Source organism: Nocardiopsis baichengensis YIM 90130 (assembly GCF_000341205.1).
Taxonomy (GTDB): domain Bacteria; phylum Actinomycetota; class Actinomycetes; order Streptosporangiales; family Streptosporangiaceae; genus Nocardiopsis_A; species Nocardiopsis_A halophila.
The window spans coordinates 431,677-452,693 of sequence record NZ_ANAS01000004.1; the positions used below are offsets into that span (position 1 = coordinate 431,677).

Sequence of the window (21,017 nt, forward strand, 5' to 3'; positions counted from 1 at the left end):
GGTTCCTCCTCAGAGGCGGGGGTCAGGGGTAGGCGATCCGGTGGCAGAGGGCCGGGACGGTTCCGTCCGCCAGGCCCCGCATCGTCTCGGGCAGTTCGTCGAAGGGGCTCTCACCGCTGATGAGGGCGTCGTAGGCGGGGTCGCAGAGCAGGTCCAACGCCAGCGCCAGGCGGTCGCGCAGCGTCCGGCGCGCGCTGCGGGCCGGGGACACCCTCCCCACCTGGCTGCAGCGCACCGCCAGCCTGCGGGGGTGGAAGGCCTCTCCCAGCGGAACCCGCACCTGCCGGTCGCCGTACCAGCTCAGCTCGATCACCTCGCCCTCGGTCCCCAGGAGTTCCAGGGCCAGGGACAGCCCCTCCTCCGAGGCGCTGGTGTGGAACACCAGGTCGCATCCGCCCTCGGCGCCGCCGGGCGCGGCGAAGGGGACGCCCAGCCGTTCGGCGACGGCGGCCCGTGCGGGGTCGGTGTCGACCAGCTGCAGGCGCACCCCCGGCAGGGCCGCCAGCAGGCGCGCCGTACAGCCGCCGACCATGCCGGCGCCGACGACGCAGACGCGGTCGCCCACCCGGGGCGCGGCGTCCCACAGGGCGTTGACCGCGGTCTCCACGGCTCCGGCGAGCACCGCCCGGCGGGCGGGCACCCCGGGCGGGAGCGGCACGACCGCGTCAGCCGGGACGACGTAGCGGGTCTGGTGCGGGTACAGGCAGAACACCTCGCGCCCGACCAGGTCCGGCGGGCCCTGCTCCACCCGCCCGCTGCTGAGGTAGCCGTACTTGACCGGGCCCGGGAACTCGCCCTCCTGGTGGGGCGCCCTCATGTCCGCGCTGAGGGCCTGCGGGACGCGCCCGTTGAACACCAGAGCCTCGGTGCCGCGGCTGACCCCGGTGTACAGGGTGCGCACCACGACGTCACCGGGGCCCGGTTCGGCAAGCCCGACGGGACGGATCTCCCCTTCGCCCGGAGCGTTCACCCAGAAAGCGCGCGCTGCGCGTTCCACCTGCTCACCCTCCGTTCGCCCCGGGGCCCGCCTGTGTGGCCGCCCATGGTGCGGCGCTCGTTCCGCGCCCGTCGCCTCGGCACCCGTCCGCGCCTGTACGGCGCGCACGCCACAGCCACAGCACGTCCCGGCCGAAGGACCAGGCCAGCAGCGCGAGTGCGCCCGCAGCCGCCGCGGCCGCCGCGAACGGGGGCAGCAGACCGCTGACGACCGCGATGAGCGCCACCGCCTGCACCACCGCCACGGCCTTGCGCGCGGTGCTCGGCGGGAGTCCGGCGCCGAGCCAGGGGGCGAGGCGCGCGGCCGCGCCGAAGGCGTAGCGTGCGCCGCCGATCGCCAGTGTCCACGGGCCGAGCAGGAACGCGGCGTGCACGCTGAGCACCAGGATCAGGAAGGCGTCGACCTCCATGTCGAAGCGGGCCCCGAGCCGCGATGCGGTACCCGTGCGCCGGGCGACCGGCCCGTCGATCCCGTCCATGGCCAGCGCCACCGAGGCCAGGACCGCCGCCGGCCAGGGGTCGGCGGGGCGGCCGGAGGCGGCGTCGGCGACCAGGGCGGCGACCCCGCCCACCAGCACAGCGCGGGCCAGGGTGACGCGGTCGGCCGGGCGCATGGACACCGCACCGTCGCGCCGCAGCGCGCGCGCCAGCAGCGCCCACAGCGCGAGCGCATAGGCGCACCCGACGGCCCATCCCGCCGCTCCGAGCCCGACGGTGGACGCGATCAGGGCCAGCAGCACGGGCTGGGCCGCGGCCCCCAGGGCCGTGCCCCACCACGGCCCCGGCCGCGGGTGCGGTCCGGGCCCGGCGATCGTGCGGGCGGGGATCTCACAGACGCCCATAAGCACGCTTCACCTCCGCCATCAAGGCCTCGCGGACGCCGGGGGCGAGGGCGAGGGTCGCCTCGGAGTCCACGGTGTGCTCGGAGCCGTCGCGGTCCAGGACGGCCCCGCCGGCCTCGCGCACCAGCAGCACGCCGGCGGCGGTGTCCCAGGGGCGGTTGGCCAGGATCAGCGCGGCGTCCAGCCGGCCGTGCGCGGTCCAGGCCAGGTCGGCCGCAGCGGTACCGAGCATCCTGATCCGCTGCACCCGCGCCCCGAGCCGCCCCAGCAGCTCCAGGCGCACCCGGTTCTTGGCCTCGGCACCCGGCCCCACGGCGAAGTCGCCGACCGCGACCATGGCCGCCCCCGGGTCGGCCGTGGCGGCCGCGTGCAGCCGTTCGGCGCCGCAGTAGGCCCCTACCCCGGCCGCCGCCGAGTACGCGGCGTCCAGGAAGGGGAAGTCGATGGCGGCGGCCACCGCGGTCCGCCCGTGCACCAGGGCGACGGTCGCCCCGCACAGCGGGATTCCGCGGGCCAGGTTGGCGGTGCCGTCCACGGGGTCGACCACCCAGTAGGGCGCGTCCCCTCCGGCGCCGGTGCGGCCGTGCTCCTCACCGAGCACGCCCAGCCCGGGCGTCTCGCGGCCCAGGAAGTCCCGCAGCGCGTCCTCCACCGCCAGGTCAACGTCGGTCACCATGTCGCGGTCGCCCTTGGCGGCGACCGAGCGCGGGGCCCGGTCGGCGATGATGCGCCGGGCCAGGGCCGCCGCCTCGCGCGCGACCGGGAGCAGGTCGGCCCCGTCGGCCGTCGCGCCCGGCCGGGTCCCGTGCTCAGCCACGGCGGCCCCCGCCCGTCTGCGCCGCCCCGCCGGAGGTGTCGCTCCCGGGACGCCCGTTCACGCCCTCCGCGCCGCCCACGGCCTCGACGCCGTCGAGCTGCGGGAGGTCGTGGCCGAGCCGGTCGCGCTTGGCGGTCAGGTAGGCGAGGTTGCCGCCGTGCGCGGGCGCCAGCAGCGGAACGCGCGCGGCCACCGCCAGGCCGTGCGCCTCCAGCGCCTCCACCTTGTCGGGGTTGTTCGACATCAGGCGGACGGAGGCCACCCCGAGGTGGCGCAGGATCCGGGCGGCCGGGCCGTAGTCGCGCACGTCGACCGGGAACCCCAGGGACGTGGCCGAGTCCACGGTGTCCAGCCCCTGCTCGTCCTGGAGAATGTGGGTGCGCACCTTGGCCAGCAGGCCGATCCCGCGCCCCTCGTGCCCGCGCATGTAGACCAGCACCCCGCGGCCCTCGGCCGCGATCGCCTCCAGGGCCGAGTCGAGCTGCTCGCCGCACTCGCAGCGGGTGGCGCCGAAGACGTCCCCGGTCAGGCACTCGGAGTGGACGCGGACCAGGACCGGCCCGCCGTCCGCGACGTTCCCGCGCACCAGCGCCATGTGCTCGCCGTGGGCCCCGGGGTCGCGGAAGGCCACGGCCCGGAACCGGCCGCGGCGGGTGGCCAGGTCGGATTCGGCGGTCTCCAGGTGCGTTCCGTCGTGATCAGGCATCCTGCTCCCCTCGCTGGTGGGAGGGCCGCGGCGGGGCGGCCCGGGCGCGCGTGCGCGTCACGCTATAGACTGACCCTGATATTCGAAATTTGAAACATCGTATCTCGAGGACGGCATCATGGGCGGCGACCCCCGGGAAGGAACGGGACTGACACGGCGGCGGCGCCGGATCTCCGACAGCGAGACCGAGCGGCGCATGCTCCAGGCGGCCATGGACCAGGTCAACAGCGCCGGACTGACGGTCAGCCTGGACCACATCAGCTTCGAGGACGTGATCCACCAGGCCGGCGTCTCGCGCAGCGCGGTCTACCGCCGCTGGCCCTACAAGGACCTCTTCTTCAGCGACCTGCTCCTGGAACTGGCCCGCGGAACGAGCCCGGCCATCGGCACGACCAACCCCGAGGCGGTGCGCGGCGTCGAGCAGACCATCCTGGACAACCTCGACCGGCTCCGCTCCCCCGCCCGGCGCATGGAGGTGGCCGCCGAGGTCCTGCGCCACGGAGCGCCCCGCGAGCTCAAGACGTTCCTGGAATCGCCCGAGTGGCGCACCTACCTGGCCCTGCACGCGACCTTCCTGGGCCTGCCGGAGACCGACTACCGCGAAGAGGTGCGCCTGGCCCTGACCGAGTCCGAGCGCAGGGTCACCGACGGCCTGGCGGCCTTCTACGAGCGCTGCGCCTCGCTCCTGGGGCTGCGCCTGCGCGCCGGCCTGGGGGCGGGTTACGAGTCGCTCGCCGCGCTCGCGGGAGCGACGGTGCGCGGCATGGTGGTCATGGCGCCCACCACCCCTGTGCTGTCCGAGCTGACCGTGCGGTCCGAGACGCTCGGCCTGCCCGAGGCGACCGACTGGTCGCTCCCCGCGCTCGCGCTCGCCTCGATCGCCTCGGCGTTCCTGGAGCCCGACCCCGACGTCGTGTTCGACGACGCGCGCATCGAGGAGCTGCGCACCGAGCTGAGCGCCCGGCGCGGGCCACTCCACCGCGCCGCGGTCGAGTAGGGGGCGGGCCCCGGCTAGTGCACCCCCGGGCCGGGCGGAGGCGCCGACCGTCAGGGGCGCGCCCTCATTTGCGCCTGTACCTGGGCCGCGGCCGCAGGTGGGCGTTGGGCAGGGCGGGGGCGGGAAGGGGCGCCCCTTCGTCTTCGGGAACGGTCCCGAAGCGTGCGGGCCCGGCGCCGCCCGTGGGGGCGGCCCCGCCCTGCTCCTCTGCGCCTTGCCGGGTGCGTTCCTGCGTGCCGTTCGCGCGCGCTGCGGCCCGTTCGGCCTCCCAGGCCTCGCGCGCGGCCACGATCTCCTCATGGCTCCGCCCCACGAAGTTCCAGAACATGACGAGGTCCTCCTCGAAGGGGACACCGCCGATGAGGAGCGCGCGCGAGCCCGACCGTCCGTGCAGGGCCAGTTCCTTGCGCCCTCGCCCCAGGTACAGCATGGAGCCCACGGGCACCTCGCACCCCTCCGCGCTCACGGGGCCGGCCAGGGCGAGCACGGCGTGCTCGAACTCCGGCTCCAACGGCATGCGCAGCGCGCCCTCCCCCTCCAGCGCCGCCTCGGCCCCGACCAAGGGGGAGTAGACGCGTGCGGGCGAGGTCTCCCCGGCCATCGACCCGGCGATGAGGCGCACGGTCCCCGCGGCGCTCTGCAGGTCCGGAAGGTCGGCGTGGCGCTCGAACCCGGCGGGGCCGTCGCGGTGGGCCTCAGGCTGGGCGATCCACAGCTGCACACCGTGCAGTGTCGGCGGCCGTTCCTCCGGCGAGCGCTCGGAGTGGGCGATGCCCCGTCCGGCGGTCATCAGGTTGAGCTCGCCCGGGCGCACGGTGCGGTCGCTGCCCAGGCTGTCCAGGTGGCGGACCCGGCCTTCGAGCAGCCAGCTCACCGTCTGCAGGCCCGTATGGGGGTGGGGCGGCACCTGCATCCCCGGTCCGTCGGCGAGGTCGGAGGGGCCGTAGAAGTCGGCGAAGCACCAGGCACCGACCATGCGGCGCTCGCGGTTGGGCAGGGTCCGCTGGACGGGCATGGCGCGCGGCCCGCCCAGCGGGACCTCCCGGGGCGCGAGCAGTTCGATGTCGGGTTCGGCGGCCGGCGGTGCGGGTGCGGGACCGGGCGCCCCGGGCACAGTGTCCGGGGCGCACACGGTCTGCTCGGCGGGGCGGCTCTCGACGTTGCTCACCGCCCCACCGTAAACCGGGCCCGGCGCGCGGACCCAGCCTTCCGGCGGCGGGCGCGTCAGCCCGCCGGCCCCCTCGCCCAGGCGGCGAGGCGGTCGAGGAAGGTCTCCGCCGTCGTGAGCCTCGGCTCCTCGGCGAGCACCGCGAAGTGGGGTACGTGCGGCATGCCCTCGTACAGGTCGAGCGCGACCGGGGTGCCCTGCTCGGCCGCGGCCTCGGCGAACCGCCGGGCGTCGTCCAGCAGCAGCTCGTCCTCCCCGGCGACCAGCAGCAGGGGCGGGAGGCCGGCCAGGTCTCCGTACAGCGGCGACTGCGGCGCCGCGTCGGCCGGTGCGCCGCCGAGGTAGTTGGGCCCGATGTGGCCCATCATCGACCCGGCCACCAGGTCCCTGCCCTCGTTCTCGGTGCGGGATCCGCCTTCGGCCGCGAAGTCGGTGAGCGGTGAGACCGCCACCGCCCCGGCCGGCAGCACCTCGCCCGCCTCCTTGAGCACGAGCAGCGCCGACAGCAGCAGCGTCGCCCCTGCGGACTCCCCCGCCAGGATGATCCGCCCGGGCGGCACCCCCTGGGCGACCAGGGAGCGGTGGACCGCGACCACGTCGTCCACGGCGGCGGGGAAGGGATGCGCCGGGGCCAGCCGGTAGCCCACGCGCAGCGCGGGGCGGCCCGCGGCGCGGGAGAGCCGGTGGGCCATGACGCGCTCGATCTGCGGGCTCTCGAACTCGAAGCCGCCGCCGTGCACGTAGACCAGCACGCCCGCGGACAGCCCCGTCCCGTCGGCGTCCACCCAGTCGCCCGGGACGCCGCCGGTCCCGGGGAGCAGCGGCCCGGTCCGGGCCCCGTCGGGCAGCGCGGCCCCGAACAGGCTCCCGCCGGTGAACAGCTCCCGCACCGCGGCCCGCTCGGCGTCGGTGGCGCGCACCCGCTCGACGAGGAGGCCCACCGGGCGGCGCGCCGCCCCGTCCCCGCCCGGTGCACCGGCCCCGGGCCCTGCGGACGTCCCGGGCTCCGCGGAGGCCCCGGCCTCTGGCTCCGCTGGCTCCGCCGCCTCCGCTCCGCCGTCGATCCCGGCGTTGAGCAGGGGCACCAGCATCGTCTCCTCGTAGTCCAGGTGGGCGAGCAGGTCGGCGATCAGGCGGTCGACGTCGGCCAGGACCGCCCGGGTGTCGGGGTCGCCCCCGGAGACGCGCTCGCGGAGCGCGTCCAGCAGCTCGGCGACCCGGGCGTGCTCGGCGGCCAGGCGCTCGACCACCGGCGCCAGGTCCGGGCGCGCGGCGGCCACCGCCGGGAAGACCCCTCGGTCCTCCATGGTGTGGTGGTGGTGCAGGCCCTGGCACAGGGCCATGCAGTTGAGGCGCAGCTGGGCGCCGAGGGTCCCGCCTCCGGCGTCGGCGACCTCGGCGCGGACCAGCTCCAGCTCCCGGCGGAAGGCGTCGTGCACCACCACCAGGGCGTCCCCGGCGGGCAGGTCCGGAGGCCCGCCGGCGACGGGCTCCAGGGCGACGACGGGCAGGGTGCGCCCGGCCCGCTCCTGGTACTCGCCCCACCCCGCGTCGGCTTCGACGGCGCGCGCGAACACGCGGTCGCGCTCGACGCCCTGGAGCACCGTCGCCGTGGCGGTGTAGGTGAACGGGCCGTTCTCCACGGTGACGCGGGGGTCGGCGCGCAGGTTGCGGTACCAGGCCGGGTGGTCCGGGGCGCCTCCGGCCGAGGCGATGACGACGACGCGGCCGCGTTCGTCGTTGAGGTAGCCCAGCGGTGTGGTGCGCGGGAGCCCGGTGCGGGCCCCGGTGGTGGTCAACAGCAGCAGGCGGGCGCCGGCGAAGGGGCCTCCCACGCGCCCCTGGTTGGCGCGGAACTCTTCGATGACCTGCCGGTTGAAGTCGGTGATGATGGCGGCATCTCCTTGAATGCACGGGTGAGGAGCGCGCCGCCCTGCTGCGGGCGTGCGCGCGGAGGTGTTCAGGGGTGTCTCCGCACACGCGTCGGTACGGATGGCGGGCATCACGGGCGCATGGCGGGGCGGAGACCTCGTGGATCACGGATCGCCGTCGATGCGGCGGAGAAGGGGCGCCTGCTCACGCGCCGGGCGCGGAAACGGCCGACGGGCGCGGAGCGCGCGGCGCCATGCGCTAGATCAGTCCGAAGACGCGTGCTTCCATCACGACATCTCTCCAGGGTCAGGTGCCGCCCGGCCACCGCCTTCGTCGCTGCGGTGCCACGCGGCACGCCCGTCATTCAAGCTCTGCGCCGAGCAGGTGTCAACCCCGGTCCGGTCCACCCCGGTCGGGGCGTTCACGGATACGGCCGTGGCATCGAACGCCGAGAGGAACGAAGCGCCCCGCAGATGGCCGACGCACTTCATTCGAGCGGCCGTTCTTCGGCCGCCGACTGGGCCCTTGGGGGTCGTGAGGGAGCACTCTGCAGAACGGCGTCCCCCATGCGTGCCTGAATAGTCGTGGAGTCACCACTGTTGTCCGCTGAGGGTGGTGAATTCACCACTCCCGATCGCCCGCCGGCCTTCCTGAGAGGGGACACCACAAAGAATGCCGGGCCCGCACACCCCTGGAACCGTTCCTAGGGGGAGGCATTGCAGCGCAGGCGCCGGGATCGGCCGTGGCGTGGAGGCTTCCTGCCGGTCCCCGTGTGCGTATCCGGCCACCCGTCTCAGACCCCCGGCGTCACAACCGCGGAGAACAGTCTCCCCTCGGAACCGGTCGCGAACGGCTCGGGCCTGAGGCGCGCCATCACCGCACCCCAGGCCCGTTCCTCAGTTCCCGTTCACCTGCTGCTCAACCGCAGAATCGTCTTTCCGAGCGTCGCGCGCTCGGCGATGGCGCGGTGCGCCTCTTCGGCCTTTTCCAAGGGGAACGCCTGGCCGATCTTGGGCGCGACGTCTCCGCGCCGCAGCTTGTCCAGCAGCCGGTGAACGATGCGGCGCCCAGAGGCGTCGTCCAGTTCGGGCAGGTCGAGCAGTGAGAGCGCGCGGATCCCCCGTTCCTCGGCGCGCTCAGGGTCGATCAGTGCGAAGTCTCCGCCCGAGGCCCCGTAGCCCACGAACCGGCCGCCGTCCTTGGTGAGCCCGAAGGCCGCGGTTCCCAATGCGGCCCCGGCGCCGTCCAGCACGACGTCGGGCCCGGCTCCGCCGGTCAGCTCCAGGACGCGGTCGGTCCAGCCGTCCTCGGAGTAGTCGACGGTGTGCCCGGCCCCCTGCTCCTTGGCCCAGGCGAGCTTGCGCCCGCCCCGGGCGGCTGCGATGACGTGGGCCCCTTCGGCTCGGGCCAGCTGCACCAGGATCGATCCCAGGCCTCCCGCCGCGGCGGTGACCAGGACCGTCTCCCCCCGTCCGGGCACCACGGCGTCGGCGATGTGCTGGGCGGTGAGGCCGTCGTGCAGCAGCGCCAGCACCTGGTCGGCGTCCGCGCCCTCGGGGACGGCGACCAGGCTCTCGGCGGGCGCCGTGGCGAACTCGGCATAGCCGCCCTGCGGGGCCGACGTGCGCCCGGTCTCGGGGGACCGCTCTCCGGTGTCGGCCGTCACCCGGCTGCCGACCAGGGACGGGTCGACGCCTTCACCGACGGCCGCGACCCGGCCGACGACACCGCTGCCGGGGATGTAGGGCGGCTGCAGGGGGAAGAAGTCGGCGCCCCAGCCGCTGCGCAACTGGGTGTCGAGGAAGAGCACATCGGCCGCCTCGACGCCGATCACCGCCTCGCCCGGCCCCGCCTCCGGCGCCGGGACCTCCACCGGGGCCAGGACCTCGGGACCGCCGAACCGCTCCACTCGGACTGCGCGCATGGTGCCGCTCCTCTGCTCCGCATCGCCCCGCCCGGCCGCTCCGGGAGGGGAACGGCACCACACTCACACCTGAAGTTCAGTTGAGGTCAAGCCTTTGAGGCGGCGGCCCTGGTGGATCACGGCTCGCAGCACCACTTGAGCGCGGTGGCCTCGATGTCCACGAAGCGCCGCATGCGCGCCCCGGCGATGGAGGCCAGCAGCGGCGCCGCACGGCCCTCCAGCGACAGCACCAGACGCACCCGCGAACCGCCGCCCGCGGCCTCCAGGTGGTGCTCGGCCGTCATCCGGGTCCCGAGGAAGGAGGTCTCCCAGGTGAACTCCCGATCGGGCGTGAAGGCGGTGACCGTCCACACCGCCGGGGGTGTGCGCCGCTGGACCAGCCGGAAACGCGCGCCGGGCCGCGGCGCACCGGAGTCGAGGGCCTGCACGGAGGCCACCGTCGGCAGCCAGTCGGGCCAGCGCTCGACGCCGGTCATCACCGGCCAGACCTCCTCGGGCCGCGCACCGATCTCCGTACCGGTCTCGTACCGCATCCGTTTCCGCCCGTCTTCCCGCGGCGCGCGACCGCCCCGGCCGCGTGGCGCCATTGTGGGCGCCGTCGGCCGCCTCCGCCATGGGCCCTTCGGCCGCTTACGGCTCCGGCGCCCCCGGGGCGGGCGCGGTCGCGAAGCCCGGGCACGTCCCGCCGGCGAAGGACAGCTCCCCTCCGGGCCCCGCCGACGGTGCACACCGGAACGGATCACCCACCCGTGGCGGAGTCGGGCGCGGCGCCCTAGAGTGGCATCCGCCCAGGCCGGAGAGCCGACCGGCCCCGGTGCCCCACCGACCCGGAAAGGCCGGCGCCCCCGTGTCCGAGCCGCCCGCACCGCCCCGCTTCTCCCTGCGCCAGCTCGCCTACTTCGTCGCGATCGCCGAGGCCGGGACGCTGACCGAGGCCGCCGAACGGCTGCACATCTCCCAGCCCGCCGTCTCGCTGGCCCTCAACGACCTGGAGCGCGCGCTCAAAGTCCAGCTGTGCGTGCGGCGCAAGGCCCACGGCATCACCCTCACCCCCTCCGGCTCCGGCCTGCTGGCCCGCGCGCGCCGCCTCCTGCGCGAGGCCGAGGAGCTCGAAGCCGAGGCCAGCGGCGGCGGCGCGCTCACCGGCGTGCTCTCCCTGGGCTGCTATGTGACGCTCTCGCCCACCGTGCTGCCGCCCCTGCTGCAGGGCTTCGCCGCCCTCCACCCCGAAGTGACCGTCGACTTCGCCGAGGACAACCAGGACGTGCTGCAACGGCGCCTCCTGCGCGGCGAGCTGGACCTGGCGGTGCTCTACGACATGGACCTGCTCCCCGAGATGGAGCGCACCGTGCTGTTCTCCGTGCGCCCGCACGTGCTGCTCCCCGCCGACCACCCCATGGCCGGCCTCCCCGAGGTGTCGCTGCGCGCTCTGGAGCCCGAACCGATGGTGCTGCTCGATGCCGCGCCCAGCTCCCACCACGCCCTGTCGCTGTTCCACCGCTTCGGGGTGGTCCCCCGGGTGCGCCACCGCCCCACCACCTTCGAGACGGCGCGCGCGCTGATCGGCCGCGGCATGGGCTACGGAGTGCTGGTGCAGCGGCCGGCCAACGACCGCACCTATGAGGGGATGCGCGTGGTCGTCAAGGAGATCGCCGAACCGGTGCGCGAGGAGGCCGTCGTCCTCGCCTGGCCACGGAGCATGCGCCTGAACCGGCGCGCGCAGGAGTTCGTCCGCTTCTGCCGCGCCCAGGAGCCCGCGCGCGACTCCTGAGCGCTCATCGTCCCGCATCCCCGGTACGTCCCCGGCACGGAGCCGGGCCGCGCGGGCGTCACACGGCGCAGCGGTCGCCCCGCGTCAGGCCGCTCTCCGCGAAGGGGACGTCCTTGGGCTTCTTGTGCAGCTCCCACCCCTGGACGTGCACGCCCGGGCTCTCGTGGAAGAAGCGGTCCTGCCACAGGCGCGCCTGGTCGGCCAGCTCCTCCAGGCCCTGCCCCCGCGCCTCGGCGGCGCTGGTCTCCAGGAGCGCCTCCACCTCTTCAGAGGTGGTCATCCGCTCGTACCAGGCGGTCTGGGCCGAGCTGCCCGGCCCGGACGAGGGGGTGGAGGTCCCCGGGATGTCGGCGGCCTGCAGCGCCTGCGCGCCCTCGTGGCCCAGCGTCGCCCACACCGCGCGCGCCAGCACGATCTGGGAGGCGATGCGGCCCCGGTGGTCGCCGGTCCGGCCGCACAGCCGCACCGCGCGCCGGGCGTGGTCCAGCACCGTCGACAGCTCCTGCCCCTCGCGCGGCGGCCCGGTGTACACGCCCACCGCCATCTGCGGCTCCATCACCGCGTGGAAGCGCGTCTGGGCGGCGATGCGCCGCACACGGGCCTCCCACCACCGGTCGCCCAGCGCCTCGAAACCGCTCACCGCCTGGGAGAAGGCGGCCACCGCCCGCTCGCCCTCGCCGGCCTCGCTGAGCACCTGGCCCAGCACCAGCCGCGTTCGGGCGCTCTCCCTGCCGTGGTCGAGCTCGTGGAACATCTGCAGCGAGCGCTCGGCCAGCTCCAGGCGGGCCTCCGGGCGCCACGGGTCGCGCCCCCGCTGGCCGGTGAGCAGACCGCCCACCAGCGCCCCCAGGCCGCTTCCGGAGCGCCCCTCCCAGACCGCGCCGTGGTCCAGCAGCGCCATGCCGCGCAGGCACCGCGCCAGGTGCACGCGCTTGCCCGCGCGCTCGAAGCGCTCGCGCAGCGTGTCCAGCAGCCGCCAGGCCTCCTCGTGCCGCCCGCCCACGTTGTGCAGGTCGCCCAGCAGGATGCGCGCGTAGTCGGCCCGGCCCGCGTCGCCGGTCCGGTCGAAATCGGCGATCGCCCGGTGCAGGGGCTCCTCGGCGGCCGCGGCGTCCCCGAGGAGCAGGTGGCGCTCCGCGGCCGCGAGCCGGGCGCGCGGGTCGGGGCCCTCGCGGGCGGGGGCGCCGGTCGGGTCGGACCAGCGGTCGGGCGCGGTGCGCGGGCGCGGCGGGCCGGACGGCGACGCGGGCGGCCGCTCCTCGGCCTCCCCCGTCGCGACCGGGGCCGCCTGGGTGGCGGCGAAGGCCTGGGTGTCCAGCTCGGGCGGGGCCGCCGGGCGGGGCGGCGGCGCCGAGCGGACGGTGGGCTCCGGGGCGGCGCCGGCCGCCTCGGGGACCGGCGGCACCTGCTCGGCCCCGGTGAGCATGTCCAGCAGGCCGCGGGCGGTGGGGCGGTCCCGGGGCTCCTTGGCCAGGCAGTGCAGCACGATCGCGCGCAGGTGCCCCTCCAGCGGCCCGGTCTCGGCCGGGCCCTTGAGCACCCGCAGCATGCGCGCGCCCACGTTGGGGCCGGGGAAGGCCTGCCCGCCGGTCCCCGCGTAGACCATGGTGGCGCCCCAGGCGAAGACGTCGGCCCGGTCGGTGATCCGGTCGCCGCGCAGCTGCTCGGGCGCCATGTAGCCGACGGTGCCGACCGCGGCCGTGGAGGCCGCGCCCGCCTCGGCCAGCCGGGCCACGCCGAAGTCGATCACCCGGGGGCCGTCGTCGGCCAGCAGGATGTTGTCCGGTTTGAAGTCGCGGTGCACCACCCCGGCGGCGTGGATCGCCACCAGCGCGGTGGCGGTGTGCACCGCCAGGCGCTCCAGGTCGGCGCCGTGCCGCGGCCCGCTGTCGCCCACCTGCTCCAGCAGGGTCGGGCCTTCGACGTACTCCGAGGCGATCCACGGGCGCTCGGAGTCGGCGTCGGCGTCCAGCACCGATGCGGTGCAGAAGCCGCGCACGCCCCGGGCCGCCTCCAGCTCCCGGCGGAACAGCTCGCGGGCGTGGGCGTCCTCCAGCATGTGGGGGTGCAGCTCCTTGACCGCCGCCTGGCGGCCCTCGCCGTCCACCCCCAGGTAAACGGTGCCGAACCCGCCCCGCCCGAGCTCCCCGTAGAGGGTGAATCCGCCGAGTGTCCTGGGTCCGTCCGTCATGCGCTCCCCTATTCGCTTCTCCGCCGCCCGCCCTCCCGCGGCGCGCCGTCAGGAGGCGTCGCTTACAGAACCTTAGTGGCCCCGGACTCCGCACAGCAGTCCCGGGGACGCGACATCACCCCATGTGAGCGCGGATCCGCCGGATGTGGCCAGGGCCCGTGCGACAGCAGCCGCCGATCAGACGCGCCCCGGCGGTGCGCCAGGCGTCGGCCCGGGCCGCGAACGCCTCGGGGTCGGCACTGCCGGTCCAGGCGCGGGCGGCCGGGTCCCAGGACTCACCCGAGTTCGGGTAGGCCACCCCCGGCCGCCCGGAGGCGGCGACGGCCTCGGCCACCAGGGGTGCGGCGTGCCGGGGCGGCGTGCAGTTCACACCGACGGCGACGACCTGCTCCATCCCGGCGAAGAGCGCGGCGCACTCGGCCATGGGCGTCCCGTCGCTGATGTGCGCGTCGTCGCGGCCGGAGAAGCTCACCCACACGGGCACCTCCGGTGTCTCCCGCATCAGCTCCGCCAGGGCGCGCGCCTCCTGGAAGGAGGGAACGGTCTCGCAGGCGAGCAGGTCGGCGCCGGAGCCGGCCAGCAGCATCCAGCGCTCCCGGTGCCACTCGGCCAGCGCGCGGGCGTCCAGGCCGTAGTCCCCGGTGTACTCCGAGCCGTCGGCGAGTGCCGCCCCGTAGGGGCCGATCCCGGCGGCGACCAGGCCTGCGCCCGCCTCGTCGCGCGCCTGCGCGGCCAGGCGCACCGACCGGAGCATGAGCCCGGCCGCCTCGTCGCGCCCGATCCCCTGGCGCGCGAAGGCGGCGAATCCGGCCTGGTAGGACGCCGAGACCGCCACGTCCGCCCCGGCCTCGAAGTAGTCGCGGTGGGCGCGGCGCACCAGCTCGGGGGCGTCCGCCAGCAGCCGCGCCGACCACAGTTCCCCGGACAGGTCGCACCCGTACTCCTCCAGCCTGGTGGCCAGGCCGCCGTCGAGGACCACGACGCCGCGGTCGTTGAGCAGCGCTTCCATGGGCGCCACTCTAGATCGGCGCAGGGACCCTTGCAGGCCCTTTGCGCCGGGGAGAGGCTCGAGGCGCCGCCCGGCCAGGAGAGGTCGGCGCGATTCTCCAAGGACGGTGCACATGCTCCGAGTCATCGGCGCGGGATACCCGCGCACCGGAACACTGTCGATGAAGGCGGCGCTCGAGCGGCTGGGGTTCGGGCCCTGCCACCACATGTTCGAGGTGATGAGCCGCCCCGAGCAGAGCGCCCTCTGGTCGCTCACCCCGGGCGAGGGGGAGGCGTCCTGGGACCGGCTCTATGAGGGGTATGAGTCGGCCGTGGACTGGCCGACCGGGTACTTCTGGGAGGAGGTGTCCCAGGCCTACCCCGACGCCAAGATCCTCCTGACCGTCCGGGACGCCCGTCGGTGGTACAAGAGCGCCTCTGAGACCATCTTCCAGTCCGCGCGCATGCTCGACGCCGTGGACGGCGAGGAGCACGGCGGCGCCGGGCAGGAGGACGAGGCCGGTGCGACCACCACGGCGCACCTGAGGAGGCTCCACGAGACGCTGCTGAGCACCATGTGGCGCGGGGCCTTCGGCGTCGGCGCCGACGAGGTCCCCGACGAGGCCACGGCGGTCGCGGCCTTCGAGCGCCACATCGAGTACGTGCGCTCGCGGGTCCCCGAGGACAGGCTGCTCGTGTTCGAGGCGGCCCAGGGGTGGGAGCCGCTGTGCGACTTCCTCGGCGTCCCCGTCCCTGAGGACGAGCCCTTCCCCCACCTCAACGAATCCGAGGACCTGAAGGAACGGCTGGGGAACGTGATGAGGGGCGGCCGGCCCTACTAGGCGCCACCCGAGGCGCGGACCGCGGACCGCAGAGGGCGGCCGCCGGCCCCGGGGCTCCCCGAAGGCCGGCGGCCGCCCCGGGGCCTCAGTCCTCGACCGGGGCCAGGCGCACGGTTCCGTCCTCGTCCACGCTCCATCCGGGGTTGTGGCAGACCTCCCACACCACGCCGTTGGGGTCGGCGATGTGGCCGTGGTACCCGCCGAAGGCCGCCTTCTGCGGACTCTTGACCAGGCGGGCACCCGCCTTCACCGCCCGGGCGACCACGGCGTCGACCTCCTCGGGCGAGGCGACGTTGTGGGCCAGGGTCAGCCCGCCCAGCCGGGCGTCCTCCGGGCCGCCCGCCATGTCGCGGGCGAAGGCACCGGACTCGAAGAGGCCGAGGACGGTACCCGGGGCGATCTGGAAGAAGATGATCTCCCCCGGTACGTCCAAGAGCGGCCGCCAGCCGAGCCCGTCGGCGTAGAAGGACCGGGCGGCGTTGAGGTCGAGCGTGGACAGGGTGATGAAGTGGACCGACTGGTTCATGGGTCCGATCATGGCGGGGAGGGGGGGAGGAGTGTCTTGAACGAAACGGACGCGCCGCGATCGGCCTACCGGGAGTTCCCGCCAGCGGGCCCGGTTCCGGCCGCCGTGTGCGCCTGGGAGCAGACCATCGCCCCCGGGCGGGGATACGTCCAGCGGGTGCTCCCCGACGGGTGCGCCGACGTGGTGGTCACCGCGCACGGCCAGGCCCGCCTCGTCGGCCCGACCGCCGAGCCGGCCCTGGCCCGCCTGGCCCCCGGCGGGACGGTGCGGGGGCTGCGCCTGCGCACGGCGGTGATCGGGGCCGCGCTCGGATGCCCGGTGGGCCCCCTGCGGGACGCGGACGTCCCTCTGGAGGACGCCCTGCCCTCCGGCGCCGCCCGCCGCCTGGCCGAACAGGTGTGGTGCGGCGACCCGCCGGAGCTTCCCCTCCACCGCCGCGCGGACGGCCGTGTGCGGGCGGCGCTGCGGGCGCTCGGCACACCGGCCGGCCCGGGGGCGCCGGCCCCCTCGGTGCGCGGCGCCGCCGAGTCCGCCGGGGTCTCCGAGCGCCACCTGCGGCGGCTGCTGGCCGACGCGACCGGGCTGGACCCGCGGGCGCTGCAGCGCGTCATGCGCCTGCAGCGCTTCCTGGCCCTGGCCGACGCCGCGCCCGACCTGCGGGCGGCGGACCTGGCGGCGCAGGCCGGCTATGCCGACCAGCCGCACCTGACCCGCGAGGTGCGCAGGATGTCCGGGCTCACTCCCGCGGTCCTGCTGCGTGAACGCGCCGCCGGCGGCGGGGCCCCGCCGCCGCCCCGGCCCGACGCCCGCTCGGCCGGGTCGCCCCGGCCGCGGGAGCTCAGCCGAAGATGTTCCACCAGCGGCGCTTGCGCCTGCCGTCGGAGGCCCGCAGCGCCTCCCGCGCGCGCTCGGCGCGCTGCTCCTCCAGACGCCGCCGGGCCTCGGCGTTCTTCTCCCGCCACTCGGCCACGACCTCCTCGACGTCGAAGGGCATCATGTTCAGCGGCGGGCCGGAGGTGGGGAACCTGACGGTGCGCACGATCTGCTCGTTGATCCCGGCGATGATCCGGCGGGCCTCGTCCTCGGTGCGGGCGCCCACGGCGGCGGCCCGCGCCTCCTCGGCCTCCTTGCGCACGCGCAGCGCCGGCGGCAGCGGCGCCACCCCCTCCTCCTCGGTCTTGCGCCGCACCCACCACAGGGCGTCGCGCGGGCGGTCGATGTCCGGGATGGGCTTGCCCGCCCCGGGCAGGCCGTCGAACTCACCGCGGTCCATCGCCCGGCGGACCTGCTGGTCGGCCCAGGACTCCCACTCCATCCCCGCGGGCTTGCGTTCGGTCATGGCCGCTCCCCCGTTTCCGTGCTCCGCCGTCCCGCCGCGCCCGGTCGCCTCCGCGCGGCGCCCACACTTCATGATACGCCTGTATCATAACCACGGCCGGAGCCCCTGGGAAAGGAGCACGCACGTGCCCCGCACCGTCGACCACGCCCGACGGCGGACCGACATCTGCGACGCCCTGGTGCGCACCGCCGCACGCGAGGGCCTGCACGCCGTCACCATGCGGTCGGTCGCCGCCGAGGCCCAGGTCTCCCTGCGCCTGGTGCAGTACTACTTCTCGACCAAGGCCGGGCTGATGCACGCCGCCCTGGTCCACCTCGAAGAGCGCAGCCACCGCCGCTGGTCCGAGCGCCTGGCCGGGCTCCCGGTGCCCGCCGCGCCCCGCGCCCGCGTCCGCGCCTTCCTCGAGGAAGCGCTGCCCACGGACGAGGAGAGCCGGGTCTTCCACCTCCTCTGGACCTCCTTCGCGGTCCTGGCGATGACCGACCCCGCCCTCGCCGAGCAGCCGTTCGTCTCCGGCCCACAGCGCTTGGAAGGCCAACTGGCCGCACTGCTGGAGGAGGCCCGTTCCCAAGGCGCCCTGAGCCCCGAACAGGACCCGGCCCTGGAGGCCGCCCGGCTCCTGGCCCTCACCCACGGGCTGGGCACCGACGTGCTCACCGGGCGCATCACCCCTGAGCGCGCGCTCGCCGTGGCCGAATACCACACGGGCGCCCTTTTCGACGCCTGCGTCCCCGCCGACGACGGGACACCGGGGCACGGCTGAGGCCCGCCCGGGCGGGCGGACCTCCACCGCCCCCCTTCATCGCCCTGGGCCGAGGCGGGCGCCGCGCCGCCGGATCCGCGCCCGCTGAAGGGTAGGTAGATGCCACGCCGCCACCGCGACGAAAGGACGCCATGTCCCCCACCGAATCGGAACCCAGCGACGCGGAACCCGCGGAGAACGAACACACCGCACCCGCCGCACGCACTGCACGCACCGAGCTCAAGGCCGCCGTATGCGCCGAGATCGACCGGCGCGCCGGGGAGATCACCGCGGTCTCCCGCGAGGTCCTGCACAACCCCGAGACCGGCTTCCGGGAGGAGCGGACCGCCCGCCTGGTCCGCGACCGGTTCGCCGCCATGGGGCTGGAGCCCCGGTCGGGGATGGCCGGGACCGGCGTCGCGGCGCGGATGGACGGGCGCGCCCACCGCCGCACCGTCGCCGTCCTGGGCGAACTCGACGCGCTGCTGGTCGCCGACCACCCCTGCGCCGACCCCGCCACCGGAGCCGCGCACGCCTGCGGGCACAACGCCCAGATCGCCTCCCTGCTCGGCACCGCCTACGGCCTGGCCCCGGTCATGGACCGCCTCGACGGGGACGCGGCGCTGATGGCCGTCCCCGCCGAGGAGTGCATCGAGGTCGACTGGAGACTGGACCGCCGCGCCGCCGGGGACCTGGAGTTCATCGTCGGAAAGCCCGAACTCGTCAGGCTGGGCGCCTTCGACGGCGTGGACATGGCGATGATGGTGCACGCCGGCCCCGCCGTGGCGTCCCCGGCCATGTCGGTGTCCATGACGGCGAACGGGTCCCTGGTCAAGCGGGTGACCTTCCACGGAACCGCGGCCCACGCCGGCGCCACCCCCTGGAACGGGGCCAATGCCCTGAAGGCCGCCACCCTGTCCCTCGCCGCCATCGACGCCCAGCGCGACACCTTCCGCGACGCCGACGCGGTGCGGGTGAGCCAGATCCTCACCGGCGGCGAGGCCGTGAGCGCCGTTCCGGCCAGCGCGCGCATGGAGGTGATGGTGCGGGCCGCCACCGTCGAGGCGATGCAGGACGCGTCGGACAAGGTCGACCGCGCCCTGCGCGCCGGAGCGCTGGCGCTGGGCGTGCGCCTGGAGATCGAGACCGTGGGCGCCTACCTGCCGCTGCGGCCCGACGCCCCCTTCGCCGACCTCGCCTATGCCAACTGCGTCGAACTGTTCGGCGCCGGGGAGGTGGTGCGCGACGCCGGGTCCATGGGCGGCTCGACCGACATGGGCGACCTGGGGTTCCTCATGCCGGTGCTGCACCCGTGGTCGGCCTCGGGGTGCGACGCGCCCTTCCACGGGCCCGCCTTCCACACCGCCGACCACGAGGCGGCCGCCGTGGCCCCGGCCAAGGCCATGGCGATGACCGTGGTCGACCTGTTGGCCGACGGCGCGGCCGGAGCCGAGCGGGTCATCGCCGATTCCGGCCCCAAGCTGGGCACCGAGGAGTACCTGGACCTGCGGCGCTCCTTCGATGCCCACACCGTCGAGGACCCCCTGGAGCGGCTGCGATGAGCGGGGACGGGACCGCGTCGGCCCGCACGCACGGGACCGGTGCCGCTCGGAGCGCGGGCGCCCTGCACGAACGGGACGCCGTGGGGCTGGCGCGGATGCTCCAGGAGAAGCGCGTGTCGGCCCGCGAGGTCGTCGCGGCGCACCTGGACCGGATCGCCGAGGTGAACCCCCGCGTGAACGCGGTGGTGACACTCTGCGCAGAGCGCGCGCTGGAGGAGGCCGCGGCTGCGGACGAGCGCCTGGCCTCGGGGGCCGTCCCCGGCCCGCTGCACGGGCTCCCCGTGGCGGTCAAGGACACCCATGCGACGGCGGGGGTGCGTACCACCCTGGGCTCGCCGGTCTTCGCCCACCACGTCCCCGAGGCGGACGACCTGGTGGTGGAGCGGATGCGGGCCGCAGGGGCGATCGTGGTCGGTAAGACGAACGTGCCGGAGTTCGCTGCGGGCTCGCACACCTTCAACCCGGTGTTCGGCACCACCCGCAACCCCTACGACGCCTCCCGCTCGGCCGGGGGCAGCAGCGGCGGTGGGGCGGCGGCCCTGGCCGCGGGGATGCACCCGATCGCCGACGGCTCGGACATGGGCGGATCGCTGCGCAACCCGGCCTCGTTCACCAACGTGGTCGGACTGCGGCCCTCACCGGGCCGGGTCCCGGCGTGGCCGTCGGCGATGCCGTGGGAGACGCTGTCCACGCCCGGGCCGATGGGCCGGTCGGTGGCGGACGCGGCCCTGTTGCTGTCGGTGATCGCAGGGCCCGACCCGCGGGCGCCGATGGCGCTGGGCGAACCGGGCCGGGTGTTCGCCGATCCCTGGCCCGCGGAGGTGCGCGGGGCGCGGGTCGCGGTGGCGCCGGACTTCGGCGGGGCGCTGCCGGTCGCCCCCGAGGCGGCGGCCGTCGTCACCGCGGCGGCCCGGACCCTGGAGGGGCTCGGCGCCGCGGTCGAAGAGGCGGTGCCGGACTTCTCCGGAGCGGACGGCGTCTTCCGGACGTTGCGCGCGTGGCAGTTCCATCTGGCGTGGGGCCCGGTGATCGAGGCGCACCCGGGCGCGGTCAAGGAGGCGGTGGTGCGCAACGCGGCGGCGGGGGCCGCACTGAGCGGCGAGCGGGTGGGACGCGCCAAGCAGGGCCTGGCCGGGCTCTACCACCGGTTCCGTCTCTTCTTCGAGCGGTACGACCTGCTCCTGCTCCCGGTGAGCCAGGTGCCGCCCTTCGATGCCGGGGCCGAGTACCCCGCCGAGGTGGCGGGACGGCCCATGGGCGACTACCTGGAATGGATGGCGTCGTGCTACTGGGTCTCGGCGACCGGCTGCCCTGCGCTCTCCGTCCCGGGCGGTTTCACCGGCGAGGGGCTTCCCGTGGGCGTCCAGATGGTGGGCCCGCACAGGGCGGAACGGCGGCTCCTCGGGATGGCCGCGGCGTTCGAGGCCGCCACGGGGTATGGACGTCGGCGCCCGGGACTGAGCTGATGCATCTGCCCGGAGGACTCTTCAGCGCAACCTCAGTGCAGCCTTGACGATGTAGATTCAACTATGACAAAACGCAGAGCGCTGGCACGGCGATCGGTTCGCGCCTCCAGAGCGCTGGAGACACGAACCGATCGCAGCCTGAGGACTTTCTTCCCATCGGATTCCCGGAGACGGTGGAAGGCGCGAACGACGCCCTTACAGGCCTCCTCCAAGAGGATTCCATGACTCCAGAAGAACTGGCAGAGAGGATCAAGGCGAGCGCCGACCCC

Annotated in this window: 18 protein-coding genes and 1 pseudogene; 7 read left to right on the plus strand and 12 right to left on the minus strand. The window is 75.4% G+C overall.

Features of this window, described 5'->3' with window-relative positions; all coding sequences use genetic code 11:
* Positions 1-22: 22 nt before the first annotated feature.
* Genes C892_RS0103255 through ribA form a run of 4 tightly spaced genes read right to left on the minus strand, consistent with a single transcriptional unit; the run spans position 23 to position 3,361 of the window.
* Positions 23-997: a zinc-dependent alcohol dehydrogenase gene (locus tag C892_RS0103255; protein WP_026124112.1), complete on the minus strand. Its 975-nt coding sequence runs from the start codon at positions 995-997 to the stop codon at positions 23-25.
* Between the two features lie 4 nt (positions 998-1,001).
* Positions 1,002-1,838, minus strand: a complete 837-nt coding sequence (locus C892_RS0103260) for a CDP-alcohol phosphatidyltransferase family protein (protein ID WP_017556045.1) — start codon at positions 1,836-1,838, stop codon at positions 1,002-1,004.
* Positions 1,825-2,655 carry an inositol monophosphatase family protein gene (locus C892_RS0103265; protein ID WP_017556046.1) on the minus strand — a complete coding sequence of 277 codons (831 nt, stop codon included), beginning with the start codon at positions 2,653-2,655 and terminating at the stop codon, positions 1,825-1,827. Before C892_RS0103265 ends, C892_RS0103260 begins: the two co-directional genes overlap by 14 nt.
* Positions 2,648-3,361, minus strand: a complete 714-nt coding sequence (ribA, locus tag C892_RS0103270; protein WP_017537891.1) for a GTP cyclohydrolase II — start codon at positions 3,359-3,361, stop codon at positions 2,648-2,650. Before ribA ends, C892_RS0103265 begins: the two co-directional genes overlap by 8 nt.
* Positions 3,362-3,479: 118 nt before the next feature.
* On the opposite strand from ribA, the gene C892_RS0103275 reads away from it, so the two are divergent.
* Positions 3,480-4,358, plus strand: a complete 879-nt coding sequence (locus tag C892_RS0103275; protein WP_017556047.1) for a TetR/AcrR family transcriptional regulator — start codon at positions 3,480-3,482, stop codon at positions 4,356-4,358.
* Between the two features lie 64 nt (positions 4,359-4,422).
* Here C892_RS0103275 and C892_RS0103280 read toward each other — a convergent pair whose 3' ends face one another.
* From C892_RS0103280 to C892_RS0103300, 4 genes are all read right to left on the minus strand, one after another.
* Positions 4,423-5,526, minus strand: a complete 1,104-nt coding sequence (locus C892_RS0103280) for a pirin family protein (protein ID WP_017556048.1) — start codon at positions 5,524-5,526, stop codon at positions 4,423-4,425.
* A gap of 56 nt (positions 5,527-5,582) precedes the next feature.
* Positions 5,583-7,529, minus strand: a complete 1,947-nt coding sequence (locus C892_RS29895) for a nitroreductase/quinone reductase family protein (protein ID WP_017556049.1) — start codon at positions 7,527-7,529, stop codon at positions 5,583-5,585.
* Between the two features lie 776 nt (positions 7,530-8,305).
* Positions 8,306-9,322 (minus strand): zinc-binding dehydrogenase, encoded by a 1,017-nt coding sequence (locus C892_RS0103295; protein WP_040685221.1) that lies wholly within the window; start codon positions 9,320-9,322, stop codon positions 8,306-8,308.
* A 116-nt stretch (positions 9,323-9,438) separates the two neighbouring features.
* Complete coding sequence (locus C892_RS0103300; protein ID WP_017556051.1) at positions 9,439-9,855, minus strand: SRPBCC family protein; 417 nt, start codon at positions 9,853-9,855, stop codon at positions 9,439-9,441.
* Positions 9,856-10,169: 314 nt separating this feature from the next.
* Here C892_RS0103300 and C892_RS0103305 point away from each other — a divergent pair, with 314 nt between their 5' ends.
* Positions 10,170-11,093 (plus strand): LysR family transcriptional regulator, encoded by a 924-nt coding sequence (locus C892_RS0103305; RefSeq protein WP_017556052.1) that lies wholly within the window; start codon positions 10,170-10,172, stop codon positions 11,091-11,093.
* Between the two features lie 58 nt (positions 11,094-11,151).
* Here the strand turns inward: C892_RS0103305 and C892_RS29900 are convergent, their stop codons facing one another.
* The gene (locus C892_RS29900; protein ID WP_051060463.1) at positions 11,152-13,284 is read right to left on the minus strand and encodes a serine/threonine-protein kinase; all 2,133 of its coding nucleotides are present in this window, start codon (positions 13,282-13,284) and stop codon (positions 11,152-11,154) included.
* Between the two features lie 115 nt (positions 13,285-13,399).
* Entirely contained in the window at positions 13,400-14,293 is an 894-nt protein-coding gene (gene mmuM, locus C892_RS0103315; protein ID WP_017556053.1) for a homocysteine S-methyltransferase, read from the minus strand.
* Between the two features lie 112 nt (positions 14,294-14,405).
* Between mmuM and C892_RS0103320 the strand changes: the two genes are divergently transcribed.
* Positions 14,406-15,113: a sulfotransferase family protein gene (locus C892_RS0103320; RefSeq protein ID WP_017556054.1), complete on the plus strand. Its 708-nt coding sequence runs from the start codon at positions 14,406-14,408 to the stop codon at positions 15,111-15,113.
* Positions 15,114-15,198: 85 nt separating this feature from the next.
* Here C892_RS0103320 and C892_RS0103325 read toward each other — a convergent pair whose 3' ends face one another.
* The gene (locus tag C892_RS0103325) at positions 15,199-15,639 is read right to left on the minus strand and encodes a VOC family protein (RefSeq protein ID WP_026124114.1); all 441 of its coding nucleotides are present in this window, start codon (positions 15,637-15,639) and stop codon (positions 15,199-15,201) included.
* On the opposite strand from C892_RS0103325, the pseudogene C892_RS32715 reads away from it, so the two are divergent.
* A pseudogene (locus tag C892_RS32715) lies at positions 15,622-16,386 on the plus strand (helix-turn-helix domain-containing protein); the annotation flags it as partial. The gene C892_RS0103325 and the pseudogene C892_RS32715 overlap by 18 nt on opposite strands.
* Before the next feature lie 91 nt (positions 16,387-16,477).
* On the opposite strand, the gene C892_RS0103330 reads toward C892_RS32715, so the two are convergent.
* A complete protein-coding gene (locus C892_RS0103330; RefSeq protein ID WP_017556056.1) occupies positions 16,478-16,978 on the minus strand; it encodes a DnaJ family domain-containing protein in 501 nt (166 codons plus the stop codon).
* A gap of 124 nt (positions 16,979-17,102) precedes the next feature.
* Here C892_RS0103330 and C892_RS0103335 point away from each other — a divergent pair, with 124 nt between their 5' ends.
* From C892_RS0103335 to C892_RS0103345, 3 genes are all read left to right on the plus strand, one after another.
* Positions 17,103-17,741, plus strand: a complete 639-nt coding sequence (locus C892_RS0103335; protein WP_017556057.1) for a TetR/AcrR family transcriptional regulator — start codon at positions 17,103-17,105, stop codon at positions 17,739-17,741.
* A gap of 131 nt (positions 17,742-17,872) precedes the next feature.
* Positions 17,873-19,282 carry an amidohydrolase gene (locus tag C892_RS0103340; RefSeq protein ID WP_017556058.1) on the plus strand — a complete coding sequence of 470 codons (1,410 nt, stop codon included), beginning with the start codon at positions 17,873-17,875 and terminating at the stop codon, positions 19,280-19,282.
* Positions 19,279-20,748 (plus strand): amidase, encoded by a 1,470-nt coding sequence (locus C892_RS0103345; RefSeq protein WP_017556059.1) that lies wholly within the window; start codon positions 19,279-19,281, stop codon positions 20,746-20,748. Before C892_RS0103340 ends, C892_RS0103345 begins: the two co-directional genes overlap by 4 nt.
* The last annotated feature ends 269 nt before the right edge of the window (positions 20,749-21,017 follow it).